14 protein-coding genes and 4 tRNA genes are annotated in these 15,502 nt (G+C 47.6%); 4 read left to right on the top strand and 14 right to left on the bottom strand.

Going from position 1 to position 15,502, the window contains the following annotated elements:
- The 4 genes from hemD (at nucleotide 1) to QJR74_RS01170 (ending at nucleotide 4,047) form a co-directional block, all read left to right on the top strand.
- Nucleotides 1-738 carry a uroporphyrinogen-III synthase gene (gene hemD, locus QJR74_RS01185; protein WP_304372809.1) on the top strand — a complete coding sequence of 246 codons (738 nt, stop codon included), beginning with the start codon at nucleotides 1-3 and terminating at the stop codon, nucleotides 736-738.
- 25 nt (nucleotides 739-763) lie between these two features.
- A complete protein-coding gene (hemX, locus tag QJR74_RS01180; protein WP_304372808.1) occupies nucleotides 764-1,918 on the top strand; it encodes a uroporphyrinogen-III C-methyltransferase in 1,155 nt (384 codons plus the stop codon).
- 1 nt (nucleotide 1,919) lies between these two features.
- Nucleotides 1,920-3,116: a protoheme IX biogenesis protein HemY gene (gene hemY, locus QJR74_RS01175; protein ID WP_304372807.1), complete on the top strand. Its 1,197-nt coding sequence runs from the start codon at nucleotides 1,920-1,922 to the stop codon at nucleotides 3,114-3,116.
- Between the two features lie 106 nt (nucleotides 3,117-3,222).
- Nucleotides 3,223-4,047 (top strand): PhzF family phenazine biosynthesis protein, encoded by an 825-nt coding sequence (locus QJR74_RS01170; protein ID WP_304372806.1) that lies wholly within the window; start codon nucleotides 3,223-3,225, stop codon nucleotides 4,045-4,047.
- Between the two features lie 47 nt (nucleotides 4,048-4,094).
- Here the strand turns inward: QJR74_RS01170 and QJR74_RS01165 are convergent.
- The 14 genes from QJR74_RS01165 to wecA all read right to left on the bottom strand — a co-directional run bounded on the left by QJR74_RS01165 (nucleotide 4,095) and on the right by wecA (nucleotide 15,371).
- Nucleotides 4,095-4,171, bottom strand: a tRNA-Pro gene (locus tag QJR74_RS01165).
- 31 nt (nucleotides 4,172-4,202) lie between these two features.
- Nucleotides 4,203-4,289 (bottom strand) — tRNA-Leu (locus QJR74_RS01160).
- Between the two features lie 15 nt (nucleotides 4,290-4,304).
- Nucleotides 4,305-4,380 (bottom strand) — tRNA-His (locus QJR74_RS01155).
- A gap of 83 nt (nucleotides 4,381-4,463) precedes the next feature.
- Nucleotides 4,464-4,540: transfer RNA gene (locus tag QJR74_RS01150), tRNA-Arg, on the bottom strand.
- A 132-nt stretch (nucleotides 4,541-4,672) separates the two neighbouring features.
- Entirely contained in the window at nucleotides 4,673-5,425 is a 753-nt protein-coding gene (gene wecG, locus QJR74_RS01145; protein ID WP_441007641.1) for a lipopolysaccharide N-acetylmannosaminouronosyltransferase, read from the bottom strand.
- Nucleotides 5,412-6,791 carry an ECA oligosaccharide polymerase gene (wzyE, locus tag QJR74_RS01140; RefSeq protein WP_304372804.1) on the bottom strand — a complete coding sequence of 460 codons (1,380 nt, stop codon included), beginning with the start codon at nucleotides 6,789-6,791 and terminating at the stop codon, nucleotides 5,412-5,414. The genes wecG and wzyE overlap by 14 nt, the downstream gene beginning before the upstream one ends.
- Nucleotides 6,788-7,867, bottom strand: coding sequence for a TDP-N-acetylfucosamine:lipid II N-acetylfucosaminyltransferase (locus tag QJR74_RS01135; RefSeq protein ID WP_304372803.1), 1,080 nt, complete (start codon nucleotides 7,865-7,867; stop codon nucleotides 6,788-6,790). The genes wzyE and QJR74_RS01135 overlap by 4 nt, the downstream gene beginning before the upstream one ends.
- Entirely contained in the window at nucleotides 7,867-9,114 is a 1,248-nt protein-coding gene (gene wzxE, locus QJR74_RS01130; RefSeq protein WP_304372802.1) for a lipid III flippase WzxE, read from the bottom strand. The genes QJR74_RS01135 and wzxE overlap by 1 nt, the downstream gene beginning before the upstream one ends.
- The gene (gene rffA / locus QJR74_RS01125) at nucleotides 9,114-10,244 is read right to left on the bottom strand and encodes a dTDP-4-amino-4,6-dideoxygalactose transaminase (protein WP_304372801.1); all 1,131 of its coding nucleotides are present in this window, start codon (nucleotides 10,242-10,244) and stop codon (nucleotides 9,114-9,116) included. The genes wzxE and rffA overlap by 1 nt, the downstream gene beginning before the upstream one ends.
- The gene (gene rffC, locus QJR74_RS01120) at nucleotides 10,231-10,926 is read right to left on the bottom strand and encodes a dTDP-4-amino-4,6-dideoxy-D-galactose acyltransferase (protein WP_304372800.1); all 696 of its coding nucleotides are present in this window, start codon (nucleotides 10,924-10,926) and stop codon (nucleotides 10,231-10,233) included. Before rffC ends, rffA begins: the two co-directional genes overlap by 14 nt.
- A gap of 1 nt (nucleotide 10,927) precedes the next feature.
- Nucleotides 10,928-12,190: a UDP-N-acetyl-D-mannosamine dehydrogenase gene (wecC, locus tag QJR74_RS01115; RefSeq protein ID WP_304372799.1), complete on the bottom strand. Its 1,263-nt coding sequence runs from the start codon at nucleotides 12,188-12,190 to the stop codon at nucleotides 10,928-10,930.
- On the bottom strand, nucleotides 12,180-13,316 hold the full coding sequence (wecB, locus tag QJR74_RS01110) for a non-hydrolyzing UDP-N-acetylglucosamine 2-epimerase (protein ID WP_304372798.1): 1,137 nt from the start codon (nucleotides 13,314-13,316) through the stop codon (nucleotides 12,180-12,182). Before wecB ends, wecC begins: the two co-directional genes overlap by 11 nt.
- A 6-nt stretch (nucleotides 13,317-13,322) precedes the next feature.
- On the bottom strand, nucleotides 13,323-14,276 hold the full coding sequence (locus QJR74_RS01105) for a Wzz/FepE/Etk N-terminal domain-containing protein (protein WP_304372797.1): 954 nt from the start codon (nucleotides 14,274-14,276) through the stop codon (nucleotides 13,323-13,325).
- Nucleotides 14,277-14,279: 3 nt separating this feature from the next.
- Nucleotides 14,280-15,371, bottom strand: coding sequence for a UDP-N-acetylglucosamine--undecaprenyl-phosphate N-acetylglucosaminephosphotransferase (gene wecA / locus QJR74_RS01100; RefSeq protein ID WP_304372796.1), 1,092 nt, complete (start codon nucleotides 15,369-15,371; stop codon nucleotides 14,280-14,282).
- Between the last annotated feature and the right edge of the window lie 131 nt (nucleotides 15,372-15,502).

Genomic DNA, 15,502 nt, shown 5'->3' with positions numbered 1-15,502 from the left:
ATGACTATTCTGGTCACTCGGCCCTCTCCAGAAGGACAGCAGTTGGTGGAACGGTTACGCTTGACGGGACGTCAAGCCTGGCATCTGCCGCTCATCGACTTCCTTCCAGGACGCCAGTTATCAGAATGTTGTTCGTTCTTGTCCACGCTAAATAGTGGTGATCTGGTCATCTCAGTATCGGCCCGAGCCCTCAATTATATAGGCCCTTTTCTGCAGGCCGCGAATAAGACTTGGCCAACCACTGTGCACTACTTGGCAATCGGTAAAAGTAGTGCCTTAGCGCTACACCACTACTGCCAACAAGTTGTTGAATTTCCCGAAATATCACTCAGTGAACACTTACTCGACCACCCCTTACTGGACAATATTACCGGTAAAAACTGTGTGATCCTGCGGGGGAATAATGGACGTGAACACCTCGGCGAAACATTACATTCACGCGGTGCCAACGTCACCTATTTCGAATGTTATCAACGAGTCACCCTAAATTATCATGGCGCAGAACAGGCTTTTCGCTGGCGACAAAAGGGGATCTCAACCATAATTGTGACAAGTGGTGAGATGTTAAACCTACTCTATGAATTAATTCCTGCTTTAGATCGGAACGAATGGTTACTCCACTGTCGGCTAGTTGTCGTCAGTAAACGTTTAGCAACGCTTGCCACCGAGTTTGGTTGGCGAGATATTATTGTTGCTGATGGTGCGGATAACGATGCGTTATTGCGCGCATTACGCTGAAATTAAACTTATGGGATAAGCCTCTATGACGGAACACAAAGCCCCCTCCGCCATGCCGGAAGAAGTGAAAGAAGATAACACGACAACACCTTCTCCGAAGCCTGCTAACGCAGCAGGTAATGGTAAAGCGCTGGCGAGCCTAGCCATTGTTATTGCGTTGGCGTCAGGCCTAGGTAGTGCCTGGTACATCACGCACAGCAATCATGCACAATTGAGTTCAAATCAAGCGTTACGCGACCAACTTGCCCAAGCGCAACAACAAAATAGCACAAGTCAGCAGCAGTTGACTCAACAGCTCTCCTCCACGGCACAAGCACTAAAAGAATCGCAGTCTCAGCTACAAGAGACCGAAAAAGATCTGCAGGGCCTGCGCGATAAAGTGAATTCTCTCACCGGCAATGATGCCAGTGTCTGGTTGGTCTCCCAAGCGGATTACTTAGTGAAGCTTGCAGGAAGGAAATTATGGAGCGACCAAGACGTTACCACGGCGCTGGCCTTACTGAAAAGCGCGGACCGTAGTCTCGCACAAATGGACGACCCGAGTATTATCAATGTACGCCGTGCCCTAAACCAAGATATCTCTACGTTAGCCACTATTAATCAGGTAGATTACGACGGTATTATTCTGCAGGTGAGTCAGTTAGCGAATAATGTTGATAATCTGCGTCTGGCTGATGATAGCGATAATGATGCCCCTATGGATAAAGATAGCCACGATATTTCAGGCTCTTTAGCTGAATGGCGCCATAACTTAATGGCTAGCTGGCATGATTTTATGGATAACTTTATTACGGTCCGTCGCCGCGACAATAGCGCGCAACCGCTCTTGGCCCCAAATCAAGATATCTATCTACGTGAAAATATTCGTTCGCGATTACTGATCGCCTCGCAAGCCATTCCTCGCCATCAAGAAGATATTTATAAACAATCCCTTGAAGCCGTCTCAACCTGGGTAAGGGCTTGGTATAATACTGACGATCCGACGACTAAAGCTTTCTTAGCGCAGATCGATCAACTGTCACAAACGCCTATCGCGATGGATCTCCCTGAGACACTCTCCAGCCAAGAACTGATCGACAAGTTAATGCAAAATCGCGTCAGAGGTTTAATGAGTAGCCCAAGTACTAACGATCCACAGCCGGCTCCTACTCCGGCCACCGCGCCGCAACAAGGAGGTTAAGATGATTAAAGTCTTAACGCTCTTTGTTTTACTGATTGCCGGGATCGTATTAGGCCCCGTATTCGCCGGCAAGCAAGGCTACGTGCTGATCCAAACCTCTCAATGGAATATCGAAACCTCTGTAACAGGGTTAGTGATCATTCTTTTGGTAGCATTGATTGTTATTCTGCTGATTGAATGGGTGATACGTCGTCTGTTTAGAACCGGCTCACGCGCTCGCCGCTGGTTTACGGGTAGAAAACACCGCTTGGCGCAAAAACACACCAACACTGCTTTGATTAAATTAGCCGAGGGCGACTATCAGCAAGTTGAAAAGCTGATGACAAAAAATGCTGATCACTCTGATACGCCTGTCGCCAACTATCTACTCGCGGCGGAAGCTGCCCAACAACGAGGCGACGAGATCCGCGCAAACCAACATCTTGAGCGGGCCTCCGAGCTCTGTACAGACAATCAGATTCCTGTAGAAATTGCGCGTGCACGCATCCTCTTAGCGCGTGAAGAGAACCATGCAGCACGTCATACCATCGACCGTTTATTGGATGTCGCACCTCGTCATCCTGAAGTGCTGCGTTTGGCACAGACGGCATACCTGCGTACGGGAGCATGGTCAGCCTTACTGGATATCTTACCTTCACTTGAAAAAGACCAATTAGTGACAAAAGAAGAATCAGAAACGCTTACCCATCAAGCCTGGTTAGGTCTTATGGAGCAAGCAATGGCGTCCGGTGGCAGTGAAGGCTTGAAACAGTGGTGGGGTCATCAGGCTCGTAAAACACGCCAAGATTCGCGCTTACAGGCGGCGATGGTGACACATCTCATTGAGTGTGATGATCATGAGATGGCACAGGTGATCGCAATGGATGGGCTTAAACGTCACTATAATGAAAATTTAGTGCTTTCCATTCCTAAGATTAAAACTGCCAACAGCGATGATTCTGAGAAATTAGTCCGCCAACTCATCAAACAGCAGGGTTCAACGCCATTGTTAGAAAGTACGTTGGGGCAATTACTGATGCGTCGGGGCGAATGGCAGCAGGCTGTAGATGCCTTTAAGGCAGCCTTAGCGCAACGTCCAGATAGTTTTGATTACGCTTGGTTAGCTGATGTCTACGACAAAATGCGTCGTCCGGAAGAAGCTGCAAAAATGCGCCGAGAAGGTCTCCATCTCACTCTAAAGAAGTATCCTGACCAGTAATCTCTCCCTTAGGCGGCTGTTCACAGCCGCCCTCTCCTAACGCCTATTGCGATAATCGCCAGACGGTGGTGTTATTAAGCCCCCCTTTCTGCTAGGTGTTACTGTTATGAAATCGCGTTTTGAGCAAATCAATGTCTTTGCTACCCATCCTTTGAAAGGTAATCCTTTGGCCGTTGTCCATTGCCTAGAGGAGGAGTATTCCACAGCGACCATGCAAGCGTTAGCACGGTGGACCCAGCTTAGTGAAACTGTCTTTATTTCCCCCGCGACAGAAGCTAATGCGGACTATAAGGTGCGTATTTTTACCCCTGTCGAAGAACTTCCTTTTGCTGGACACCCCACATTAGGGGCCTGCCACAGTTGGTTGAATGGGCGCGAACAAGCCGTGGTCCATCAGCAATCCGCGATAGGTATTGTTGAGATACGGCAAGAAGACGGCCGGTTATTTTTCCAAGCGCCACCCTTAGTGATACAACGCCCATTTTCCGCGCATGAACATCAGCAGCTTATCGCGTCTACTGGACTGCCTGAAGAAGCCATCACCGCCACTAAAGTCTTAAGTAATGGCCCGGTATGGCATTGTGTAAGGGTGGATTCAGTAGAAACACTCCTTAATATCACCCCTAATTACTCAGCGATGGGCGAGCTTAAGTTAGGACTTTGTTGCCTGAACCCGCAGGGTGAAGGCTTGATAGTCCGCGCTCTGATAGGCTCAGAAGCCACTGAAGATCCGGTAACGGGAAGCTTACAAGCCGTGTTAGCGCAATGGCTGATTGAAACAGGAGAGTTACCTGAGCAGTATCGTGCGCAACAGGGTATTTGTGTTGGCGCTGAAGGGGATGTAACGATTAAAAAAATAGCGGGGAAAATCTTTATCGGTGGACACTCAACCACTGTGATCAGTGGTGACATCACACTGCCGACAGAGTGAATAGGACAAAAACAAAAAACCCCGCCAAAGCGGGGTTTCTTTAAATTTGGTCGGCGAGAGAGGATTCGAACCTCCGACCCACTGGTCCCAAACCAGTTGCGCTACCAAGCTGCGCTACTCGCCGAAATACTGCGGTACTACTTTCTCTTTTTATCTGGTGCGAGGGGGGGGACTTGAACCCCCACGTCCGTTAAGACACTAACACCTGAAGCTAGCGCGTCTACCAATTCCGCCACCGTCGCTCATCAGATAAAAATTGGGGTGGCTAATGGGACTCGAACCCACGACAACTGGAATCACAATCCAGGGCTCTACCAACTGAGCTATAGCCACCACCCCTAACTTCTTACTACCACTGATGTTATCACATCAGCCTAACGCGGTAAAACACCACCGCAGCTCGACACCTAAAAAACTGGTGCGCCCGACAGGATTCGAACCTGAGACCTCTGCCTCCGGAGGGCAGCGCTCTATCCAGCTGAGCTACGGGCGCTTAGCGCCGTTGCGGATGCGGATATTACGGTAGTGTTGCCTAGCTGTCTAGTGGTTTTTTAAATTAAATTATCGTTTGCTTATGCTTTGTTCACTTTGCATGAAGTTTCGGCAATTTAGTGCCTTTTTGGCCTCAAAGCTCTCCGCGCCAGTGATAGCCTTGATATTTTAATAACTTTAACTGACGCTTCAATCGAGAAGGTTGCTTAATCAGTCGGTACATCCATTCAAGCCCTAATTTCTGCCAAATCAGGGGGGCACGCTTCACTTTCCCGATAAAGACATCGTAGGTGCCGCCTACCCCCATATACAGCGCATCGGGATATTGCTCATAACAACGCTGAATAAAAAGTTCTTGCCGTGGCGACCCCATTGCGACAGTAACGACTTTAGCTTGGCTCACTTTAATACGTTGGATGAGTTGATCGGTCTCTGCTTCGGTAAAATAGCCATCTTGCTGGCCAACAATCGGCACCTGCCATTGTTGCTTGAGTTTATTACTCGTTTGCTCCAACACATCGGGTTGGCTACCGACCAAATAGACTGGAATTGATAAGGTACCGGCACGCTGCATTAATGCTTGCCATAAATCTGCCCCCGCAATACGCGTGACCTGGCTACTGGGATACTTTTTACGAATAGAACGGACAATACTGATGCCGTCGGGGTAATTTATCCCCCCACTAGTCAGAATTTGGTGCAAGAGTGAGTTATGTTCTGCCGTTAAAATTTTTTCAGCATTCAATGCAATCAGTCGCCCAGCCTGTACTTGTAACGCATCAGGCAGCAGGAAGTCAGTAAAGGCCTGCATAGAAGGAAAGCCATAGACCGGAATATGACGAATTATAAAACTTGGCAACGTTATCGGACGATTACTCACAGATATCCTTATGTTTTGAGTAGAAGGGAGTGATGGAGGCTACTGACGTTGCCCCTACCCGCTCTTTGACAAGGCCTACACGTTGTAAGAACCAAAATAAGAGTTTAGTGACTAGCAGACAGAGCAGAAAAATAATCGCGAAGAAAACCACTCGTGAACCGAATGCATCGAGTCCTTCGCGGGCCAAAACGATCATATTAAAGACAGCCCCAAAACAGAAGCTATTGATCAAGGCTGCGGTATAACGATTAGGCTCTTGGCGAGCGCGATAATAGAGGCTGTCGAAGCCTTTAATAATTAGGCCAACTAACAATGCCCCTGGCACCAGTGCCCCGACTCCCCCCATCACGAGTAGCGAACCTATCAGCGTCGGCGAAATAGCTAAACCTGAGTGATTATCCAGAATTTGCCACGTAAAATAATTTGCGCTATTTAAGATGGAGGAAGGACGATCTGGCCATAACCAACTTGGGATAAAGACATAAAAGTCTCGCCACATCGGGGCAGGACCTTGGAAGTCAAGCTGCGAATAATGGCTAAAGATCAACCCAAGGTTTTCCCAAGGCGAAAACGTATCACGCGTCAGATAGAGAAAGGTATACCAAGCCTCTGGGCCCGTGACATTAAGATTATAACGGCGTAATGCTAACCAAAACATTCCTACAATCGATAATGCGCCAGCGCCCAATAACATGGGTAGCGTAATCCATCCACGGCTAATACCAATAAATAAGAATAGTGCAAAGGCTATGATGATATTGGCACGGGTTCCCCCCACCACCATGTAGGTAATCAAACCGAAAGTTACGGTTACAACAAGAAATACGCACCACTGCCGTAAGGTAGGTTTAAGAAAATAGACCACCAGCATGCCGGGGATAAAAAAGTAAAAGAAACGTTTTAGGGCTACACCTGAAACCTGGCTAGAGAAAATTTGACTATAAGAGGTTAGTCGAAACAGTAATAAGCCATTGTGCGCAAAAAAGATACCAAGACTGACTAAGGCGACCAACATTAATAATCCTGTGAACAGGTGCGTCTCTAAGCGGGTCATCGTAAAAAATCCGGTTATTGGCGTTACCGGCTTACGTGTTAATCGGACCTTATAAGTCAGGTAATAGAGAGCATAAAATCCTGTTGCCGATAAAAGTGCTTGTAACAGATAAAGGGGATCAACGACGGGCTCTTGAAAATCGAAAACTAATATTGAGGTAAGCGGAAATCCAAAATAGAACGTCAGCACAAAGAGCAACGAAAAGAATAAATGAAAATTAAAACGCTCACGGCGAAACTCTTTCACCATTACCGTTAAGATAAAGCAAAGCGAAAGCACATAAACCAAGGCTAAGCCTGTAAACTGCCCACCCGTCATGATAACTCCATTCCTTCTAATCGCTGTAACGTCTCACGCCAGCCTTGTAGATAACCTGGCGAAAAAAACTCAATGGTTGTTTTATCGTGATGCACTAATTGTTGACGGGCACGCTGAATAATTTCTCGATCAAGTGAATCTTCATCAAATAATACCGGTAGTTGCTGCGCAGCCAGATCACGCCAAAACGGATTTTTTCGGCTAATAACGAACGGAATATTTTTATCAATCAATAGACTGAGCGTTCCTACCCCTTGTTGACGAGCAAAAATGAAATAGCCTAACTGACAACGATCGACAACCTTCAAATAGGCTTCGAAGGTTAACTTCTCAGTTATTATCTCAACCTGTCCTGCTACAAAGAGCTGTGAGGCATGTGAGCTGACTTTAGCAATATACTCTTGATTATTTTCAGGATAACCCATAGGAATAATCACGGTAACCTCATCGCCAAAACGCTGCGCGATTTGCGTCAGGGCCTGACAGTGCCTGTTAGCCGGGTCACCCGAATTTCCTAATAACAGGGTCAAAGGTCGGTTAGTATCCTCACTACCGCCCTTTTGCTGTGTTGTCGCCATCTTGGTCGGGAAATAGAGCTTATGGCCAGCTACCTTCGGGTTTTTCTGCTTATAGACACTGAGGTCGCCTAGGGTGGCATAAACCGCGGCAACACGTCTCTGTGCCCGGCGTCTTAAAAGATAAAAAAGCTTAAATTTAAGTGACTGTGATGCTTCGTAAAGATCCGCACCCCAGATATGCCAATGTAACTGATGCCTTCTTATCCTGCCACTGAGCAATGCTAGCCATAAGTAAGGATTGAATTGGCCGTGACAAAAAAATACGGTCTGTCGATTTTTCGCCAAATCGAGAATCACTTGCGCCACGTGCTTTTTTGACGTCACACAGTGGATTGATAGGTTCGGAAACTGCTCAGCGAACCCGATATCCTGAGTGACCACAATAAACTTCCTCGCTTGTGTGCTGGGAACTTCGGTGGCTAATACCTCATTAAAAAAGGTCAATAACGTCTTATTGTGGTGAGGGATATCGGCCCCCAGTACATGAAAAATCGCCATTATTTTCGATACCAATAAAAAAATGCTGCAATGACTAACAGTAAATAACAGCCATAGGTCACGCAATACGCTTGTACTGCCCCCAAAACGCCGTGTTCAGCAATCAGCCAATGGCTGGTAACCAGTAATAAACAGAATTGTGTGATTTCTGTCAGAATGTAAGCACGTAAACTTCCGCGGGCGATAACCAGATAACCAAATACATATGCGGCCACTTTGCAGATATCTCCAGGTAGCTGCCAAGCAAAGAGATCTCGCATCGCCATGAATTGGTTGGAAAAGAGCAGCGCAATCACTTGATCCCGTAATAACCAAACCCCAAAACTTAATACGGTGACAGCAGGGATAACGCGTAAGAGTGTGCGTTGGATCTCTACCGCAATCGCCTTCTTTTCTTGCAAGCGACTCAGGGCAGGAAGCAACCACACACTAAAAGTGGCCGTGATAAACTGTAGATAGGCATCGGAAACGCTCGCCACGCCTTGCCAGAGGCCTACGGCTTGCCAATCATTAGCGTCCGCCAATTGATGACGCATAATGACCCATGCAAGAGGGAGTGTAACGGCGGTTATCCCCGTCATTAAGGTATATTTTAGTAAGCGACCAGCTATCTCACTATTCCAGCCTAAACGAAGCGATCCCAATCGATCAGTGGTCGAACGGTGATAGAAATACGCTGCAGGTAACAATGCAATCGCAGGGACTACCGCTAATCCCACCAATGCTCCTAGGTATCCACCTATCGACCAGCAAGCTAAGTAACCCGGCACTGCCAGAAGACAGCCCGTAATAATAATTAAGGCGTTACTGCGTGCATCTTTAATCCCTTTCAATTTTGCTTGTAAGAGGTTAGCCCAGCCTATCCCACACTGTAAGAAAGCCAGGTAACGAATGACTTGCGCATAATCAGAGTGTCCAAAGAGCCCTTGGCTGATGGGGCCTGCAAACAGTAAAAATAGAAGAGCAATCAGTGTGCCCGCGCCTAATACTAGGGTCGACGCGGTAGCAGAAAGCTGGCGTAGCTGATGGGAAGAGTCTTGGTATTCGGCCACGTAACGTGTTACACCGTTAAAGATCCCTGCGCCTGCCATCACACTGAGCACAGTAATCAATTGCCGGTAGTTACTTGCCAGCCCAATCCCTTCTGGCCCATAAGTAACCGCCAGTAATTTGATAATCACCAAGCCGCAAAGGATCTTGGTGAGAGTTGAACTTGCCGTCCAGATAGAGGCTCGAGCAAAAGACATTAGGAGAAGAAACTCAGCAGCGAGCCTATAACAATTTTTTGCTGGTTGTCCGTTAAGTTGTAATACATCGGTAATCGGACTAATCGCTCACTCTCGAGAGTTGTGTAGCGATCCTCCCCCTTGAACTCACCAAATTGTAAGCCTGCAGGTGAGCTGTGCAGAGGGATATAGTGAAAAACACTGAGGATCTCTGCTTCTTTTAACCAAGTAATGAGGCGGTCACGGTCATCTCGATCACGCAGTTTAAGATAGAACATATGGGCATTATGCTGACAGTCTGTCGGCAGCGTAGGAAGGGTGATCCGCCCCTGATCAGCGATAGGACGTAACGCCTCATAGTAACGTTGCCATAAGGCTAAGCGCCGCTGATTTATAAGGTCTGCATTTTCTAATTGCGCCCAGAGATAGGCAGCCTGGAGATCTGACATCAGGTAACTGGATCCCAAATCGCGCCACGTATACTTATCAACTTGTCCACGAAAGAATTGGCTACGATTAGTCCCTTTCTCGCGAATAATCTCTGCTCGCTCGATCAAGCTAGGGTCGTTAATTAAGGTCGCCCCCCCTTCCCCACCTGCCGTGTAATTTTTAGTTTCGTGGAAACTGAAGCAGCCGATATGTCCAATCGATCCCAGTGCTTTTCCCTTCCAGCGACTCATTACACCTTGCGCAGCATCTTCGATCACATAGAGTTTATATTTATCCGCTAACGCCATAATGGTGTCCATCTCACAGGCAACTCCCGCGTAATGAACCGGCACAATAGCGCGTGTTTTGTTGGTAATCGCTGCTTCGATTAAGGTCTCATCCATATTCATGGTGTCTGGGCGGACATCAACAAATATTATCTTTGCCCCACGCAAGACGAACGCATTAGCGGTGGAAACAAAGGTATAACTTGGCATGATCACTTCATCACCCGGCTGAATATTGATCAGCAAGGCAGCCATTTCTAGAGAGGCGGTACAGGAAGGCGTCAATAAAACCTTAGGTACCTGACAGTGTTGCTCAAACCATTGTTGTACACGGCGGGTAAATCCCCCATCACCACATAATTTGCCACTCGCCATCGCTGAGTGCATGTAATCGGCTTCACTGCCGGTGACCGGAGGAGCATTAAACGGAATCATCTCTTTTCCTATAGAGCCAATAACTCGTCGAGGTTAAACGCGCACCGTGACGCAGGTAAAGACGCATCGCGGACAGATTACTGAGTTGGGTGGTGATATGCAGTTCTGATAAGCCTCTACTACGCGCCCAATCAGTGGCGGCGAGCATTAGCTGCTGACCTAGCCCTCGCTCTTGGTGAGTGCTAGCCACCCCTAATAGCCCAATCCTAGCAATTTGATCTGAATGTCGTAAGCTCACAAAACCAGACACCGCATTCTGCTCATCGAGGGTAATCAAGCATTGATCATCAAAAGCCCCTTGTACTGCATTCTCAATCCACTGAGCATAAAACTGTTGAGTGAGAGAATGCTCAAACCAAGGCGCGCGAAAACGACTTCCGGTAAACAAGCCCCCTGCCAGATGACGTAATGCATCAATATGAGCTGGGCGAGCAATACGGATACCTGGTTGCCGTGTTGTTTCACTGATAGGGATAACAAGTTCAGCTTCTCCCTCCACTAAAGCAAAGCCGATGCCTGTCAATCTATCTAGTGATTGATAGTCTGTACTGGATACTTTGGCCTGAACCAGATCCCAGTCAGCACACTCCTCTACCGTCAGCTGTTCGAGTTCAGTAAGGTCGACCTTACCCACTCGCTGAGAGAAGAAAGCACTTTCCCATGCTAAGAGATTAATACGCATTTCAGTTACGCCACGCCCCACGAGTATCGATCACAAAGTCAGTGGTTATTAATGCCTTATCGAGTGCTTTAAAAACCTTATGATCCGTAAGGAGCACGACAATATCGGCACGCTGTAAGGCTTCATCCATACTTATTAGGGAAGCTTTATCCGTAAACGTCTGAGGTAACTGACGAATATGCGGTTCAACGAGTAGCGTCTCTCCTTGATGCCAGTCACAAATCAGCTTCGCCACCTGCATTGCTGGGCTTTCCCGTAAATCATCGATATCCGGTTTAAAGGCTAGGCCAAAGCAGGCAATTTTTATCGTCGCGGCTGTCTTACCGTTCGCCATCAAGCAATCTGCGACCGCTTTTTTCACCTGATCGAGAACCCAGAATGGTTTACTGTCGTTCACCTCACGAGCGGTACGGATCAACTTAGCCAACTCAGGCGTCTGCGACACGATAAACCACGGATCGACCGCAATACAGTGTCCGCCTACACCAGGGCCAGGTTGTAATATGTTCACACGAGGGTGGTGGTTGGCCAGTTGAATCAGCTCCCACACATCGATATCCAGTGCATGACAGATTAAAGAGAGCTCATTGGCAAAGGCTATATTCACATCACGAAAGCTATTTTCGGTGAGCTTACACATTTCTGCGGTGCGTGCGTTGGTGGTGACGCACTCACCTTGCAAAAATAGTTGATACAACTGACTCGCCCGTTTCGAACAATGGGGGGTAATCCCCCCGACGACTCGGTCATTACTGACTAATTCAGTCATGACTTTGCCAGGCAGTACTCGCTCAGGACAATAAGCGATAGAGATATTAGGTTGTTCACTGTGTCCAGGTACCTGCAACTCAGGACGTCGTTCAGCGATCCAGGCAGCTACTTGTTCAGTCGCGCCAACGGGGGAAGTGGACTCTAAGATAACCAAGTCCCCCGCTTTCAGTTGCGAGGCAATCGCCAAGGTCGCATTCTTAACGTAGCTAAGATCAGGTTGATGATCTGCTGCAAAGGGAGTTGGGACAGTAATTAAAAAAGCATCCGCAGGCTCTGGGGTTAACGTCGCTCTCAAACGCCCTGCCGCGACATTCCGTGCGACTACCTCGGCAAGTTCGGGCTCTACAATATGGATTTCACCACGGTTAATTGTCTCTACCGCCGCGGAATTAACATCAACACCGATGACTTGGCACCCCGCCTCGGCCAAAATCGCGGCTGTAGGTAATCCAATATATCCAAGACCAAAAATAGAGACTGTTTTAATGTGCATGCTCAACCCATGAGTATTTAATAAATTCAATAATTTTCTGACAACTTTGACCAGTACCGTAAGGGTTCTTCACCTGACTCATTGCTTGCCATGCCTGCTCATCATCCAGTAGTCGTGCCGCTTCATTAACAATAGTTTCGGTCTCGGTTCCGACTAGGCGTACACTTCCTGCTTCAACCGCTTCTGGGCGTTCGGTGGTCTCACGCATCACTAATACGGGTTTGCCGAGTGAGGGAGCCTCTTCTTGAATCCCCCCCGAATCAGTGAGCACTAGATAAGCTCTATTCATGAGCCAGACAAAAGGTAAATATTCTTTTGGCTCGATCAGATGGATATTTTCAACCCCCTGTAACAAACGTTCTACAGGTTCACGGACGTTGGGATTCATATGCACGGGATACAGGATATCTACCTGCGGATAACGCTTAGCTAATACAACTAATGCCTGACAAATACGCTCAAAGCCACCACCAAAACTTTCACGTCGATGTCCGGTAACCAATATCATCCGCCGTCCAGACGTCAAATTCGGAAACTCTGCCGCAAGACGCTGTTCCAACGCTTTATCGCTGAGGATTTTATCGCGTACCCATAATAGCGCATCAATGACGGTGTTTCCGGTCACGGTAATCGCGCTTTCACGAATATTCTCTGCAATCAGGTTACGCTTGGCGTGGTCGGTTGGCGCGAAATGCCAATGCGCTAAATGCGTCGCGACTTTACGGTTCCCCTCCTCAGGCCACGGAGAAAAAAGATTCCCCGTACGTAAACCTGCTTCAATATGCCCAACTTTGATTTGATGATAATAAGCCGCTAGGCTCACCGCTAATGTTGTAGTGGTATCACCATGAACCAGGACTAAGTCAGGTTGATACTCCTGAAAAATAGTCGCCATCCCCGCCAAAATACGGTTAGTGATATCGGTGAGCGACTGACCTGGTTGCATAATATTCAAATCGAAATCAGGCACCAGCTGGAAGACATGCAGCACTTGATCCAGCATTTCACGATGTTGTGCGGTCACACAGAGTCGAGACTCAATTCCCGTCGTGTTTTGTAATGCTTGCACTAAGGGGGCCATCTTGATTGCTTCAGGTCGAGTACCAAAAACTGTTAATACCTTCACGCTGTCCTATTCCTTCTTCTTTACACGCTGAGTCAGGGCAAACCCTGCACCAATAAAGACACCAACAAGGCCCCACATCACCATCAATAAGGGTAACCGCGGGCTTTGTCGGCTTATCGGCGGTTCCGGGGATTGTAGCATTGTCCAGCTCGTAAAAGGCTTAAGGGAAGTAGGTCCGCTCTGCAGTACCGCTAGTTTAGCTTGGTCATGCAGTAAACTGTCTGAGGCTATCGGTCCCGTTTGCTCGATAATATTCAACGCCGCTCTAGTTTGCTTATCGTCAGCTTGCGCTGCTTCACTTTTCAGTTGTGAAGTTTGTTGATCATAAGCCGCTTGTGCGACTGACTTCTCGAACGTGATCTGTTGTTCGATTTTGGCGATTTCAGATTGCCAAGCTGCTGATAATTGCTGTTGGATTTGCTCCATCACCTGCTGGTTAGTGAACGCCAGATAGCGGTTGAGTAGTTGGCTACTGATCGCCGCACTTTCTGCAGTCAGACTTAGGGTATCGACGGTACCGTGTAACTTATCCCCTGCGGTAAATTGAATACTTGCCACTTTTCGGTCCAAAAGCGTTGGCGTCAAGGCATTAGCGTGGTCGGCTTTTACCTGCTCGTCCCAAAATCGGCGGCGATTATCAACCGAGACCAGTTGCTGTAAAAAGGTTTGGTATACCGCATCCGTTACTGTTTCTACCTCGGCAACATCAGTGGTTGTCGCAGGATCAGAATAGGTACTGAGCTGGTTTAATTTTGAAAGCTCTTGGTAATAGCGCGTGATTTTCGATAAATCGGGTCGACTAAATTGCGCCACGGCCACCCATTTTTGTGTAGCGAATAACGTATAAGTCCATGCGAGCAGAATCCCTAAGATCAGACCTAATCCAATCCATTTTTTACCGCGCCAAAGACGCTGCACACAGCTTTCCACATCGAGTTCGTTATCAATAGAAGAATGCATGATCTAATCCTGTGTTTGTCCATTGCGTGCTTTATGGCGTGACTGCCATGCGCGTTTATTACGACGAATACGGCGAGCGACACGCCAAGCGTGTTTCAAACAGTATCCATAAACGAAGAAAGCCATGAGGAACAATACCATCATGACCCACTCGGGAATGACGCTGAAAAACTCTCCCAACATCCCAATTCCGGCCAAAATTGCTGCAGCGAGAGTAATTAATACAAAGGCTTGGCGAGAAGTGAAGCCGGCTCGCATGATGAGGTGATGTATATGCTGACGGTCAGCTGTAAAGGGACTTTGCCCCTTACGTAAGCGTCGGTACATGATCGCTACCATGTCCATCAAAGGTATAGCTATCAGCCATAATGCTGTCACTGGGCGTAATGGACGGTATTCTCCTTGGCTCGCATCTAAGAGTATCCAGATAACGGTAAAGCCGATCATGGTACTGCCGGCATCGCCCATAAAGACTTTGTAGCGTCGACCAAACACACCGAGGTTAAGAAGTATGTAAGGGACAATCGCTGCAATCATAGCGAAACACCAAAAAGCCAGACTAGGCTGACTTTGGTAATAAAGAATTAAACCTAAAGCGCCAAAGGTGACGCAGGAGAGGCCACCCAACAAGCCATCGATACCATCAACCATATTGAAGGCATTAATGGCAGCCCATACCGCGAAGAGGGTAATGACATAACCGAAGGGGCCGACACGCAGTTCGATAGGACCAATAACAAATCCCAATGAGTGCAGATAGAGGTTAGCAACAGCCATCATTACTACGGCAATAGCCGCCTGCACTGCTGCTCTAATTTTTACACTGATATCAAATCTATCGTCAATGGCGCCGACCAGCACCAAGATCCCCGCACAGCTGAGGTATAGCGTGTCATTCGGTAGATAGTAATTGGTGATTAAAAAAGCGAAGCAGACCCCCGCGAACACGGAGATCCCTCCCACGAGTGGCACCGTTCCCTGATGGCGTTTTCGAAAATTAGGCTTATCAACTAATCCCACTTTTTTAGCCACTTTACGAGCCAAGAAAATAAAGGTCAGGGAAAAGAGAAATGTCAGTCCTAATTCAACACTCATATTGAGCATATTCACATTCAAACTCTCTATTGCAACACTCGGAGTAAGTCCATTTCAGATTGTTAATGCTATATGCATTAAAAAAAAAACGCCACGTAAACACGTGACGTTTCTTAACTTTACAATAATTC

The sequence above is a fragment of the Tatumella ptyseos genome (assembly GCF_030552895.1).
Lineage (GTDB): Bacteria > Pseudomonadota > Gammaproteobacteria > Enterobacterales > Enterobacteriaceae > Rosenbergiella > Rosenbergiella ptyseos_A.
This window is presented reverse-complemented; position numbering and strand designations above follow the sequence as displayed.

Coding starts and splice junctions, on each gene's coding strand:
- hemD (WP_304372809.1), top strand. CDS start 1: ATGACTATTCTGGTCACTCGGCCCTCTCCAGAAGGACAGCAGTTGGTG.
- hemX (WP_304372808.1), top strand. CDS start 764: ATGACGGAACACAAAGCCCCCTCCGCCATGCCGGAAGAAGTGAAAGAA.
- hemY (WP_304372807.1), top strand. CDS start 1,920: ATGATTAAAGTCTTAACGCTCTTTGTTTTACTGATTGCCGGGATCGTA.
- QJR74_RS01170 (WP_304372806.1), top strand. CDS start 3,223: ATGAAATCGCGTTTTGAGCAAATCAATGTCTTTGCTACCCATCCTTTG.
- wzyE (WP_304372804.1), bottom strand. CDS start 6,791: ATGACGGGTGGGCAGTTTACAGGCTTAGCCTTGGTTTATGTGCTTTCG.
- QJR74_RS01135 (WP_304372803.1), bottom strand. CDS start 7,867: ATGGCGATTTTTCATGTACTGGGGGCCGATATCCCTCACCACAATAAG.
- wzxE (WP_304372802.1), bottom strand. CDS start 9,114: ATGTCTTTTGCTCGAGCCTCTATCTGGACGGCAAGTTCAACTCTCACC.
- rffA (WP_304372801.1), bottom strand. CDS start 10,244: ATGATTCCGTTTAATGCTCCTCCGGTCACCGGCAGTGAAGCCGATTAC.
- rffC (WP_304372800.1), bottom strand. CDS start 10,926: ATGCGTATTAATCTCTTAGCATGGGAAAGTGCTTTCTTCTCTCAGCGA.
- wecC (WP_304372799.1), bottom strand. CDS start 12,190: ATGCACATTAAAACAGTCTCTATTTTTGGTCTTGGATATATTGGATTA.
- QJR74_RS01105 (WP_304372797.1), bottom strand. CDS start 14,276: ATGCATTCTTCTATTGATAACGAACTCGATGTGGAAAGCTGTGTGCAG.
- wecA (WP_304372796.1), bottom strand. CDS start 15,371: ATGAGTGTTGAATTAGGACTGACATTTCTCTTTTCCCTGACCTTTATT.